The sequence below is a fragment of the Clostridium sp. K13 genome, assembly GCF_019734195.1.
In the GTDB taxonomy this organism is placed as follows: Bacteria; Bacillota; Clostridia; order Clostridiales; family Clostridiaceae; genus Clostridium.
Genome location: NZ_JAASHM010000003.1, coordinates 35,247 through 47,316 on the forward strand (window position 1 = coordinate 35,247; position 12,070 = coordinate 47,316).

The following is a 12,070-nucleotide window of genomic DNA, read 5'->3' on the forward strand; positions in this document are numbered from 1 at the left end:
TTGCGGTATATTATGGGGTGTAAAAGAAGTGTGGAAGAAGTTAATTTTATCAGAAAAAGATTATGAATATTTAACAAAAGGATTAGCAAGTGGTGTTGGAATAGGAATAATAACAGGATCTTTAGTAGGCGATGTTTTATTTTTCTTTGCACTTGGAGGCGTATTAGGAATTATAGGGGCAGGCATATTTTCATTTTATAAAAAATTTAAAGTAGATCATAAAATTTAATAGCTATATATTTAATAAATATTAAAAGATTATATTAATAAGTTTAGCAATAATATAATCTTTTTTATTTTTTATAAATTATTCTTATAATGTAATATTACTGATAAATCTAAAATAAGCTTATATTAATATTTATAAATTTACAATAAATAATTAATGTAAAAGTTAGTTTTAAATTGTTAATTATGATATTAAAAAGTTTATAGGAGTAAAATATATTATGTTTAAAATAGCACTAAATAAAAATTGGAAAATGAGACAAATTGGAGAAAAAGAATGGAGAAAAGCTAATATATCTGAAAGTATATTAGGTGATTTGACTTCAAATAATGAAATTAGAAATTCTTATTTTAATGATAATGAATTAAAATCGAAAAATATTATAGACTATGATTATGAATATAGAAAATTTTTTGATGTTAATGAAGAAATTTTTTATTGTGATAAAGTAATATTATATTTTGAAAAAGTAAGCAGACTAACAGATATTTATTTTAATGATAAGCTACTTTTAACTGCTAATAATATTAATATTCCCTATAAGATTGACATAACTAATTCTTTAAAAATTGTCAACAATGAAATAAAAGTTATTTTCAACTCCCCATCAAAATGTCTTGAAATACAATCTAATTCTGAATTCAAAATGAATGATTCTTTATACTTTCCTTATATAGAAATATTAGGTTGTGTTAACTTATTAAGTAGTAATAAATAAATCCTAATTTAATCATTAGATTTTAATGAATAATTTTAAAGTATTGAGAATAATTAAAGGTGGGCAAAATTGCAGACCTTTAATTTTTTTTTTGATAAAAATAAATTTTCTCTTTATATTAATTATAAATTTATCATTATAATTAATACTTATATATGATTATTTATAAAATATATGGTAAAATATATAAAAATTATAAGTATAAAGGAGTACTAGCAATGGAAGAAACAATACGTAGAGTAAGAAAATTTAGAAAAGATAGAGAGTGGGATCAATTTCATTCTCCATCAAATTTAGCAAAAGCTATTTCTATTGAAGCAGCAGAATTATTAGAAGAATTCTTATGGGATAATGAAAATTATAACAAACAAAATGTTCAAGAAGAATTAGCAGATGTTATGGTTTATTGCTTACATATGGCTGATGCTTTAAATGTTAATATTAATGAAATAATAAATAATAAGATGGATAAAAATGAAAAGAAATATCCAGTAGAAAAATCTAAAGGAAATAGTAAAAAATATACTGAGTTATAATTATATATTGTAAATAAAATCAAAAAAATGTATAATTATTCTAAAACTTATAAGTAAAGGCAGGAAAGCAAATGAATAGGGGCAATTTAATTGATATTTTAAAAAAGAAAATAGTAGTTCTTGATGGAGCTATGGGAACAAGTATACAAAACTTTAAGTTAACTGAAGAAGATTTTAGGGGTGAGTTACTTAAGGATTTTCATAAAGAACAAAAAGGTAATAACGATGTATTATCATTAACAAAGCCTGAAATAATAAAAAAAATTCATAGGGATTTTTTAGAGGCAGGCTCAGATATAATTGAAACAAATACTTTTAGTTCTACAACTATATCTCAAGAAGATTATAAATTAGAACATTTAGTTTATGATTTAAATTATAGATCAGCAAAAATTGCAAGAGAAGTAGCAGATGAGTTTACATCAAAAACTCCAGACAAACCAAGATTTGTTGCAGGTTCTATTGGACCTACAAATAAGACAGCATCTTTATCACCTGATGTAGAAAATCCAGGTTATAGAAATATTACTTTTGATGAGCTTGTAGAAGCATATAGTGAACAAATTTCTGCACTTATGGATGGTGGAATAGATTGTGTATTAATTGAAACTATTTTTGATACATTGAATGCTAGAGCAGCTATAGTTGCAGCTAATAATGTTTATAAGCTAAAAGGAAAAAATCTTCCTATAATGATTTCTGGAACTTTAACTGACAAGTCTGGCAGAACATTATCTGGTCAAAAGTTAGATACTTTTGCACAATCTATTAGAAATGAAAATGTAATTTCAATAGGATTAAACTGTTCTTTTGGTGGAGAGGATATAATACCATTTATAAAAGAATTAGCAAATACTCAAGATATGTTTATATCTGTTTATCCCAATGCAGGCTTACCTAATATATTAGGTGAATATGATGAACTTCCTAATATAACTGCAGGATTTATACGCCAATTAGCTGAAGAAAAGAAAGTAAACATTGTTGGTGGATGTTGTGGGACTACAGCAAATCATATAAAAGCAATATCTGATGTTGTAGAGGGATTAGAACCAAGAAAAATTCCGGAAATTAAAATAGAAAGTATATATTGTGGCCTTGAGGTGGTTAGAAGCAATAAAGAAAATAATTTTATAAATATAGGTGAAAGAACTAATGTAGCTGGTTCTGCTAAGTTTGCAAGGCTTATAAGAGAGAAGAAGTATGAAGAAGCTTTGTCTATAGCAAAAGATCAGGTAGAAAATGGGGCTCAAATAATAGATGTTAACTTTGATGATGGATTATTAGATAGTGTTAAAGAAATGGAGTATTTCTTAAAGCTATTAGCATCTGAACCTGATATATCTTCAAAACCTATAATGATAGATTCATCAAGATGGGAAGTAATAGAGGCTGGATTAAAAAGTATTCAAGGAAAACCTATAGTAAATTCCATTTCATTAAAAAATGGTGAAGATGAATTTTTAACTCATGCTAGAGTTGTTAAAGATTTTGGTGCTGCTGTTGTGGTAATGGCATTTGATGAAAACGGACAAGCAGATACTTTTAATAGAAAAAAAGAAATATGTTCAAGGGCTTATAATTTATTAGTTAATAAGTTAAAATTTCCACCACAGGATATAATATTTGATCCTAATATTTTAGCAATTGCAACAGGTATAGAAGAACATGATAATTATGCTGTTGATTATATAAATGCTACTAGATGGATAAAAGAAAATCTTCCTTATGCTAAAGTATCAGGAGGCGTATCAAATTTATCCTTCTCATTTAGGGGAAATAATACTATCAGAGAAGCAATGCATTCAGTGTTTTTATATCATGCAATAGAGGCTGGAATGGATATGGGAATAGTTAATCCAGGAATGATACAAATTTATGATGATATTCCTAAAGATTTATTAGAACTTGTTGAAGATGTAGTATTAAATAGACGTAAAGATGCAGCAGAAAGATTATTAGATAAAGCAGAAGACTATAAAAAAGGAAGTACATCAATCCAAACTAACAAAAATGCATGGAGAGAAAATAATTTAGATGAAAGATTAAGTTACTCATTAATTAAGGGAATAACTGAATATATAGATGAAGATTTAGAAGAAGCAATAAAAAAGTATCCAAAAGCCCTTAATATAATAGAAGGTCCATTAATGAATGGTATGACTAAAGTTGGAGAACTATTTGGAGATGGAAAAATGTTTTTACCTCAAGTTGTTAAATCAGCTAGAGTTATGAAAAAGGCTGTTTCATTTTTACTTCCATATATAGAAAATGATAAAAAAGAAGGGGAAACCTCTAAAGCCGGTAAGATTCTTTTAGCAACAGTTAAAGGCGATGTTCATGATATTGGTAAAAATATTGTTGGTGTAGTTCTGGCTTGTAATAATTTTGAAATAATAGATTTAGGAGTTATGGTTCCTTGTGAAGAAATAATTGAAACTGCAATTAAAGAAAAGGTTGATATAATTGGACTAAGTGGCCTTATAACACCTTCTTTAGATGAAATGTGTCATATAGCTTTAGAAATGGAAAATAGAAATATGAATATACCTATAATAATTGGTGGTGCTACAACCTCCAAAGCTCATACTGCTTTAAAAATAGCCCCTAATTATAGTGGAACAATAGTATATGGATATGATGCTTCAAAAACTGTTGAAATATGTAAAAATCTATTAGGTGAAAATAAATTTGAATATATTCAATCTATTGAAGGTGAATATGAAGAGGTAAGAAACACTTATAATAAATATGAAAAAAAGATGATATCATTAGAAGAAGCTAGGGAAAATAAATATCAAATAGATTGGAATAACACTAATATTGAACAACCTAATTTTATAGGTATAAAAGAAATCTGCAATTATACTATATCTGATTTAAGACCTTATATTGATTGGACATTCTTCTTTGTAGCATGGGAAATGAAAAAGTTATATCCAGATATTTTAAAAGATTCAAATTATGGAGAAGAAGCTAAAAAGATATTAAGTGATGCTAATGATATGTTAGATTTTATTGAAAAAAATAATGTTATAGATCTTAAAGGTGTTTTTGGTATATTTAAAGCCAATTCAAATGGGGATAATATTGAAGTTTATAATAACGATAATAGTGTAGCAACAACATTTAATTTATTTAGGGAGCAAATGAAAAAAAGTTCTGGTAATTATTTATGCCTTTCTGACTTTATTGCACCTAAAGAAACTGATATAACTGATTACTTAGGTGGATTTATAGTAACAGCTGGAATTGGAACAGATAAATATGCTAAAGATTTAGAAGCAAAAGGTGATTCATATAATTTAATCATGTTAAAACTTGTATGTGATCGATTAGCAGAAGCATTTGCAGAAAAGCTTCATGAAGATATAAGAAAGTATTACTGGGGATATGCCACAGATGAAAATTTAAATATGAAAGAAATTTTAAAAGCTAGTTACAGAGGTATTAGACCAGCATTTGGATATCCATCACTTAGTGACCAAAGTCAAATGAAAAAACTATTTGATCTTTTAGATGGTGAAAAGGTAACAGGTGTAAAACTAACTGAAAGCTATATGATGGATCCTGTATCATCAGTATGTGGCTTATACTTTGCTTCAGAAAAATCAAGATATTTTAATTCTAATTTAATTGATAAAGATCAAGCTGAAGATTATGCAAGAAGAATTGGATGTACTAGAGAAGAACTTGAAAAATCTTTACCTAACATTTTGTCTTATAAGTAAAAAATACTTAAATAAAAAGAAACTAAGTATATCATTTAGATATACTTAGTTCTTTTTTATTTGAAACAAGGTTATATTTTTTTATGATATATTATTTATATATTTAAATCATATTTTGATAATTTAAAAGTTATTTATATAAGAAAGGACTTACAGATGGATAAAGAATTAATAATAAATAAAACTAAAGAGTTTGTTAAAGAAAAACTTTATGGTGAAGGTAGTGGACATGATTGGTATCATATTGAAAGGGTATATAATTTATCAAAATACTTAGCTAAGAAAGAAAATGCAGATTTTTTTATAGTAGAAATGACTGCTTTATTACATGATATAGATGATTGGAAATTTTCAAGTAATAACACTACAGATACAACAACTACAGAAAATTTTTTAAAAAGCTCTGGAGTTACTGAAGAAGACTTAATAAAAATTATTAAAATTATTAAAACTATGTCTTTTAAAGGTGGCGTAGTTGATTCAAGTCAAGATACTATAGAAGGAAAAGTTGTACAAGATGCAGATAGGTTAGATGCAATTGGTGCAATTGGAATTGCAAGAACATTTGCCTATGGAGGAAGTAAAAATAGAGTTATTTATGACCCTAATATTAAACCAATTAACTTTAACTCATTAGATGAAGTTAAAAGTAGCGATAATCATACAATAAATCATTTTTATGAAAAATTATTAAAGCTTAAAGATCGAATGAACACTAAATCAGCCAAAGAAATTGCTATAGCAAGACATAAATATATGGAAGAATTTTTAAATGAGTTTTATTATGAATGGAACTTTAATATGGAAGATAATTAGTTTAAAAGTCAGAGTTGAAATTTCAATTCTGATTTTTTCTATTTTAATGAATACGTTAGTAGAAATATTTTTTTATTGACAATAATTTGAAATGAGAGTATTATTTAAACATAAATTATTTACAAATATAGGATATTAAATATAAAAAGTATAATTAAATCTGATAGAAAAGTTAAGTCTGATCTAAAAGAGAGTAATTAAAAGTTTGGTAAATATATATAAGCGCCTCTTTTCGTTTATATATTTTATTTAGCTAGCTTTCTTTTAAAGAAAGCTAGCTTTTTTTATTAGTATTGAATAAGGGGATGATAATTTTGAGGAAAATAGCTGTAATAAGTGCAATTTTAGAAGAACCAAAAGAATGTCAAGAAAAGTTTAATAGTATTGTTTCAAATTTTAGAGGTAGCATAAAAGGGAGAATGGGTATACCTTTTGAAGAAGGAATTTCTGTTATTAGTATAACTGTAACAGGAACTTTAGAAGATATTAATAGTTTAACTGGAAAATTAGGAAATATCCCAGGAGTTGTAGTTAAAACAGCAATTGCAAAAAGGGAGATTTAAATAAACCTATGAATGTTAAGGATATTATAAATAAACTTTATAATACATCTATGGCTTCCTATGAAGAACTTTTATTTTTATTAGATAATATATCTACTGAAGATAAGAAGTATTTAATTGAAAAATCACATGATGTATCATTAAAAAATTATAGCAATAATGTATTTATAAGGGGTCTTATAGAATTTACAAACTATTGTATTAGAGATTGTAAGTATTGTGGAATAAGGAAATCCAATGATAAAGCAGATAGATATAGACTTACTTTAGATGAAATATTAGAATGTGCAGATATTGGTGACAAGTTAGGATATAAAACTTTTGTTCTTCAAGGAGGAGAAGATCCGTATTTTACTGATGAAAAAATGGTTGAAATTATAACAAATCTAAAAAATAAATATCCTAATAATGCAATTACATTATCACTTGGTGAACGTTCATATAAATCATATGAAAAGATGTTTAAAGCTGGTGCTGATAGATATCTATTAAGACATGAAACAGCTAATAAAATGTTATATGAATCTTTACATCCTAATTCAAGTTTTGAAAATAGAAGAAAATGTCTTGAAAATTTAAAAAAGATAGGATATCAAATAGGAGCAGGATTTATGGTTGGACTACCAAATCAAAATAATAATGATTTAGTAGATGATCTATTGTATTTAAAAGAATTAAATCCTCATATGTGTGGTATTGGACCATTTATCCCACATATAGATACACCTCTTGCTAATGAGTGTGGAGGTACAGTTGAAAAAACTATAACAATGTTAGCCTTAATAAGGTTAATATTACCTAAAGCTTTATTGCCTGCAACAACAGCACTTGGAAGTATTGATCCATTAGGAAGAGAGAAGGGGTTAAAAGCCGGTGGAAATGTAGTTATGCCTAATCTTTCTCCAACAAGTGTAAGAGAAAAATATTCACTTTACAATGGGAAAATATGCACTGGAGATGAAGCAGCTGAATGTAGAGACTGTATCGAAAAAAGAATAAATAATGCAGGTTTCAAATTAAAAGTTGATAGAGGAGATAGCTTAGTACTATCAGAAAGAGAAAGAAACTTAATATATAAAAATATAAAAATAAAAAATAATGTTTAAGTTAATTTAAATAATATAACTTTAGTAAAATAAAATGGTAGGAGAATTATTTATGTATATTAATCATGAAGAGGTATATGAACTATTAGAGGAAGGTAAAAAAGCATCAAGAAATGATATATTAAATATATTAGAAAAAGCAAGAGAAAAAAAGGGTATTTCTCATAAAGATATTGCTTCATTATTACAATTAGATGATAGAGAATTAGAAGCAGAAATGTTTAAAGTTGCTGGAGAAATAAAAAACTCTATTTATGGTAAGAGAGTAGTTTTATTTGCTCCACTTTATATTAGCGACTATTGTGTTAATAATTGCGTGTACTGTGGTTATAAAAAGTGTAATAATTTTAAAAGAAGAAAACTTACACAAGATGAAATAAAAGAAGAGGTTAAAATATTAGAAAAAATGGGGCATAAAAGATTAGCTTTAGAACTAGGTGAGGATCCAGTAAATGCACCTATAGAATATGTTTTAGAAAGCCTTGATACTATATATAAAACTCAAAATGAAAATGGAAATATTAGAAGAGTAAATGTTAATATTGCAGCAACTACAGTGGAAAATTATAAAAAGCTTAAAGATGCAAATATAGGAACTTATATCTTATTTCAAGAAACTTATCATAAACCAACATATGAAATAATGCATCCGCACTCACTAAAATCTAGTTATGAATATCATTTAAATGCTTTTGATAGAGCAATGGAAGCTGGAATTGAAGATGTTGGTGGTGGTGTTTTATTTGGCTTATCTGACCCTAAATTTGAAGTGCTTTCTTTAATGATGCATAATGAACACTTAGAAAAAAGGTTTGGAGTTGGATTTCACACAATATCAGTTCCAAGAATTAGACAAGCAGAAGGAGTTACATTAGAAAATTTCCCATATTTATTAAGCGATAATATGTTTAGAAAAATAGTTGCAATAATTAGAATAGCAGTTCCATTTACAGGGATAATTATGTCCACAAGAGAAGATGAAGCGATGAGGAGAGATGCTTTAAAATTTGGGGTAACTCAAGTTAGTTCAGGTTCATCTACTGGAGTTGGAGGCTATAAGCAAAGGGAAGAAGGTAACAGTATTGAACAGTTTAAAACTTCAGATGAAAGAACACCATTAGAAGTTTTAAATTGGTTATTGGATGAAGGTTATATTCCAAGTTATTGTACTGCATGTTATAGAAAAGGAAGAACTGGTGAAACTTTTATGGGGTTAGCTAAAACTGGTGAAATACAAAATATGTGTGAGCCAAATGCATTAATGACATTAATGGAATATGCATTAGATTATGGTGATGAAGAAACATGCAATAAGACAGAAAAAATAGTAAATGATGAAATACTGAAAATAAACAATGAGTCTATAAAAAGTTTTGTTAATGAAGGAATAATTAAATTAAAGGAAGGCAAAAGAGATATTTATATTTAGGGGGAAAAAATGAATAGTACACCAAATGCAAATAGGAAACATATAGCTATATTTGGAAAAACAAATGCTGGAAAGTCTTCTTTAATTAATAGTATTTGTGGTCAAGAAATTGCTATAGTATCAGATACTAATGGAACAACAACAGATCCTGTTTTTAAAGCTATGGAGTTAATTCCACTTGGTCCAGTTTTATTTATAGATACTGCTGGACTTGATGATAAAAGTGAGATTGGTAAACTTAGAGTAAAAAAAACTATGGATATAATAAAAAGAACAGACTTTGCTTTATATGTAATGGATGCAAATAATATAAATGATAATGATTATAAAGATATAAAATTAGAATTTAAAAAACATAATATACCATATCTATTAGTCATAAATAAGATTGAAGATATAGAAGAATCTAAATTAAATAGAATAAAAGAAAAATATACCAATGCTGTCTTTATATCTACTTACAGTAATGAAGGTATTGATGAATTAAAAAATCAATTAATAACAAAGCTTCAAGACACTGAAAACGAAATACCTATAGTAGGAGATTTAGTACCTTATGGTGGGAAAGTGATATTAGTTGTTCCCATAGATTCTGAGGCCCCAAAAGGAAGAATTATATTACCACAAGTTCAATGTATTAGAGATTGTTTAGACAATGGTATTAAAACCTATGTTGTAAGAGATACAGAACTTCAATCAGCTTTAAATGATATAAAAGATGTTGATTTAGTTGTTACGGATTCACAAGCCTTTAAAAAAGTAAATAAAATTGTACCTAAGAATATAAAATTAACAGGTTTTTCTATTTTATTTGCAAATCATAAAGGAGACTTAAATTCATTTGTTAATGGGGCAAGGAAAATAAACACTTTAAATAAAAACTCAAAAATATTAATTTCTGAAAGCTGTACACATAATATTTCTCATGAAGATATAGGTAGAATAAAAATACCAAAGCTTTTAAATAAGTACGTTGGTGCAGAATTAAACTATGAATTTAGAGTAGGGCATGATTTTCCAGAGAATATAAATGAATATGATTTAATAATTCATTGTGGTGGCTGTATGATAAATAGAAAAACTATATTAAATAGAATAAAACTCTGTAATGATAAAGACGTAGCAATAACAAATTATGGAGTGATTTTAGCCTTCTTAAATGGCATTTTAGATAGGAGTTTAGAAATATTTAATAAATAATAATAAGGTTGTCTTTTTAGGCAGCCTTATTGCAATTTTTATAATATATTCAAATAATAATATCATTAGATGATATTAAGCTATTAACAGATTTTATTATAAATTTATTATAATCATTATTATCAATAATTACAGGACATGATAATTTTAAATCCACAATTGAACTTTTAAATTTTAAATCTCTTAATATATTATTTGCCTTTTTTATTGTAACAGGAAGTATATTGTTATCACATTCAATAGAGTTTGATAAACTTATTGAATTAATAAAATTAATAATACATTTTAAATCATAGTTTTTTATATTTTCTTTTATAAACTTTTTTTCAAGAAATGAATTGTAAGTACTTTTTTTTATAGGTAGATTATTTATATTTTCATTAAAGTAATTATCTAACCATAAATGATAGTAATAGCCCATTACATATGATTTCTCATAATAAGATAATTTAAAATTCGAAATTTTCTTTTTAAAAGAATAAATATTAGGTTTATCAGTTATTTTTTCTTTAAAATGTGATAAACAAGCCTTTTCTTTATTTTTAAAAACAACATATTAATCAGGGGCTATACTTCCTAGAGTTAAATAGTATAAATCATAATCATTAAAATTTATATCATTTAAATGTTTAATAAAATTAATATGAGTAGATAATTCTGGCATAAAAGTTCCTCCACCTTTAACTCTTTTATTGATTTATATGAGTAAATACTTTAAAATATTTATAAAATTTTAGGAAATATAAATATAATAGAAAAAAGAAGGTGTATAAATTAATGAGATATGTAATTGTAAGTGTTGTAAAAGGAGAAGCTGGAAAGTTTAATAATGATTTAAGAAAAGATATATTTAAAAAATTTAAAGCTAGATCATCAAAGCTTCCTGCTCATTTTACAATAAAATCTCCATTTGAATATGATGGAAGTATTAAAGATTTAGAGTATAGTATAAAGGAAATTTGTAGTACTGAAAAAGCTGCACCGTATATAATAGATGGATATAACCATTTTGACAATAGGGTAATCTATATGGATGTAAATATGTCAACAGAAGGAAAGAATGTTCATGATAAGCTTATTGAAACCCTTTCTAAAATTCCATATATTAATTTTACTAAAAGTGATGGTAAAGATAAAATATTTCATATAACCTTAAGCTCTAAAAAAATTCAAAAAATATATACTGAATTATGGGATTATATAACAAGATTTAAATGTACATTTGAATGTACATTTGATAATATTTGTATTTATAAGTGGGAAGAGAATACATGGCAATTACATAAAGAGTTTATATTTAAGAATTAGTTTATAAATGAAATTTAATTTCTTACAATCTGACTTTAATTTTTTATTTAACTAAACATATAAGTAATAATGTTTACATAGATTATTATAGAATAATTAAGTATGGGGGAAATATGAAAAGAATATTAATTATTAAACCATTAATATGTGGTATTTTTATTTTAGTTTTATATAATATTCTATTTAAAACAGAATTGTTTTTTACAAATGAAGATGTGTCAACATTTGTTAGTTATATGCAGGAAAGAAATGATTTTTTAGGAGCATCAAATTTTATGATTTGGTTAGTAATAATCTCAGCTTTGGTAATAACAGCTTTAAATAAAATTGATAAAGTTAAATCATAATAAGTATAAAGATAATCATTATAGTATTTCTATATTGATTATCTTTTTTTTATGCAATTATCTTATTTTGCATTTAACATTTTAATT

The 12,070-nt window shown here is 25.7% G+C and carries 12 protein-coding genes; 11 read left to right on the forward strand and 1 reads right to left on the reverse strand.

The genetic code is table 11. From position 1 onward, the window contains the following. Nucleotides 1-28: 28 nt before the first annotated feature. The 9 genes from HCG76_RS03050 to hydF all read left to right on the forward strand — a co-directional run bounded on the left by HCG76_RS03050 (nucleotide 29) and on the right by hydF (nucleotide 10,328). Nucleotides 29-229: a hypothetical protein gene (locus tag HCG76_RS03050; RefSeq protein ID WP_195989825.1), complete on the forward strand. Its 201-nt coding sequence runs from the start codon at nucleotides 29-31 to the stop codon at nucleotides 227-229. Between the two features lie 220 nt (nucleotides 230-449). Next, nucleotides 450-947 (forward strand): glycosyl hydrolase 2 galactose-binding domain-containing protein, encoded by a 498-nt coding sequence (locus HCG76_RS03055; protein ID WP_221698697.1) that lies wholly within the window; start codon nucleotides 450-452, stop codon nucleotides 945-947. 218 nt (nucleotides 948-1,165) lie between these two features. Then, complete coding sequence (locus tag HCG76_RS03060; RefSeq protein ID WP_221698696.1) at nucleotides 1,166-1,483, forward strand: nucleotide pyrophosphohydrolase; 318 nt, start codon at nucleotides 1,166-1,168, stop codon at nucleotides 1,481-1,483. A gap of 71 nt (nucleotides 1,484-1,554) precedes the next feature. Continuing rightward, nucleotides 1,555-5,214, forward strand: coding sequence for a methionine synthase (gene metH / locus HCG76_RS03065; protein ID WP_221698695.1), 3,660 nt, complete (start codon nucleotides 1,555-1,557; stop codon nucleotides 5,212-5,214). Between the two features lie 156 nt (nucleotides 5,215-5,370). Beyond that, on the forward strand, nucleotides 5,371-6,030 hold the full coding sequence (locus HCG76_RS03070) for an HD domain-containing protein (RefSeq protein WP_221698694.1): 660 nt from the start codon (nucleotides 5,371-5,373) through the stop codon (nucleotides 6,028-6,030). A 314-nt stretch (nucleotides 6,031-6,344) separates the two neighbouring features. After that, complete coding sequence (locus HCG76_RS03075; RefSeq protein ID WP_195989820.1) at nucleotides 6,345-6,593, forward strand: TM1266 family iron-only hydrogenase system putative regulator; 249 nt, start codon at nucleotides 6,345-6,347, stop codon at nucleotides 6,591-6,593. A gap of 8 nt (nucleotides 6,594-6,601) precedes the next feature. Beyond that, nucleotides 6,602-7,699: a [FeFe] hydrogenase H-cluster radical SAM maturase HydE gene (gene hydE, locus HCG76_RS03080; protein ID WP_221698693.1), complete on the forward strand. Its 1,098-nt coding sequence runs from the start codon at nucleotides 6,602-6,604 to the stop codon at nucleotides 7,697-7,699. 52 nt (nucleotides 7,700-7,751) lie between these two features. Next, nucleotides 7,752-9,128 carry a [FeFe] hydrogenase H-cluster radical SAM maturase HydG gene (gene hydG, locus HCG76_RS03085; RefSeq protein WP_221698692.1) on the forward strand — a complete coding sequence of 459 codons (1,377 nt, stop codon included), beginning with the start codon at nucleotides 7,752-7,754 and terminating at the stop codon, nucleotides 9,126-9,128. A gap of 9 nt (nucleotides 9,129-9,137) precedes the next feature. Continuing rightward, nucleotides 9,138-10,328: a [FeFe] hydrogenase H-cluster maturation GTPase HydF gene (hydF, locus tag HCG76_RS03090; RefSeq protein ID WP_221698691.1), complete on the forward strand. Its 1,191-nt coding sequence runs from the start codon at nucleotides 9,138-9,140 to the stop codon at nucleotides 10,326-10,328. Nucleotides 10,329-10,377: 49 nt separating this feature from the next. On the opposite strand, the gene HCG76_RS03095 is transcribed toward hydF, so the two are convergent. After that, entirely contained in the window at nucleotides 10,378-10,749 is a 372-nt protein-coding gene (locus tag HCG76_RS03095) for a hypothetical protein (RefSeq protein ID WP_221698690.1), read from the reverse strand. Between the two features lie 356 nt (nucleotides 10,750-11,105). On the opposite strand from HCG76_RS03095, the gene HCG76_RS03100 reads away from it, so the two are divergent. Both HCG76_RS03100 and HCG76_RS03105 read left to right on the forward strand, forming a co-directional pair. Continuing rightward, complete coding sequence (locus tag HCG76_RS03100) at nucleotides 11,106-11,636, forward strand: 2'-5' RNA ligase family protein (RefSeq protein WP_221698689.1); 531 nt, start codon at nucleotides 11,106-11,108, stop codon at nucleotides 11,634-11,636. Between the two features lie 113 nt (nucleotides 11,637-11,749). Then, a complete protein-coding gene (locus HCG76_RS03105; RefSeq protein ID WP_221698688.1) occupies nucleotides 11,750-11,983 on the forward strand; it encodes a hypothetical protein in 234 nt (77 codons plus the stop codon). Nucleotides 11,984-12,070: the final 87 nt, after the last annotated feature.

What these genes read in the sequence shown, in the direction of transcription:
- HCG76_RS03055 (WP_221698697.1), top strand. Translation starts at nt 450, where the DNA reads ATGTTTAAAATAGCACTAAATAAAAATTGGAAAATGAGACAAATTGGA.
- HCG76_RS03060 (WP_221698696.1), top strand. Translation starts at nt 1,166, where the DNA reads ATGGAAGAAACAATACGTAGAGTAAGAAAATTTAGAAAAGATAGAGAG.
- metH (WP_221698695.1), top strand. Translation starts at nt 1,555, where the DNA reads ATGAATAGGGGCAATTTAATTGATATTTTAAAAAAGAAAATAGTAGTT.
- HCG76_RS03070 (WP_221698694.1), top strand. Translation starts at nt 5,371, where the DNA reads ATGGATAAAGAATTAATAATAAATAAAACTAAAGAGTTTGTTAAAGAA.
- hydE (WP_221698693.1), top strand. Translation starts at nt 6,602, where the DNA reads ATGAATGTTAAGGATATTATAAATAAACTTTATAATACATCTATGGCT.
- hydG (WP_221698692.1), top strand. Translation starts at nt 7,752, where the DNA reads ATGTATATTAATCATGAAGAGGTATATGAACTATTAGAGGAAGGTAAA.
- hydF (WP_221698691.1), top strand. Translation starts at nt 9,138, where the DNA reads ATGAATAGTACACCAAATGCAAATAGGAAACATATAGCTATATTTGGA.
- HCG76_RS03095 (WP_221698690.1), bottom strand. Translation starts at nt 10,749, where the DNA reads ATGGGCTATTACTATCATTTATGGTTAGATAATTACTTTAATGAAAAT.
- HCG76_RS03100 (WP_221698689.1), top strand. Translation starts at nt 11,106, where the DNA reads ATGAGATATGTAATTGTAAGTGTTGTAAAAGGAGAAGCTGGAAAGTTT.
- HCG76_RS03105 (WP_221698688.1), top strand. Translation starts at nt 11,750, where the DNA reads ATGAAAAGAATATTAATTATTAAACCATTAATATGTGGTATTTTTATT.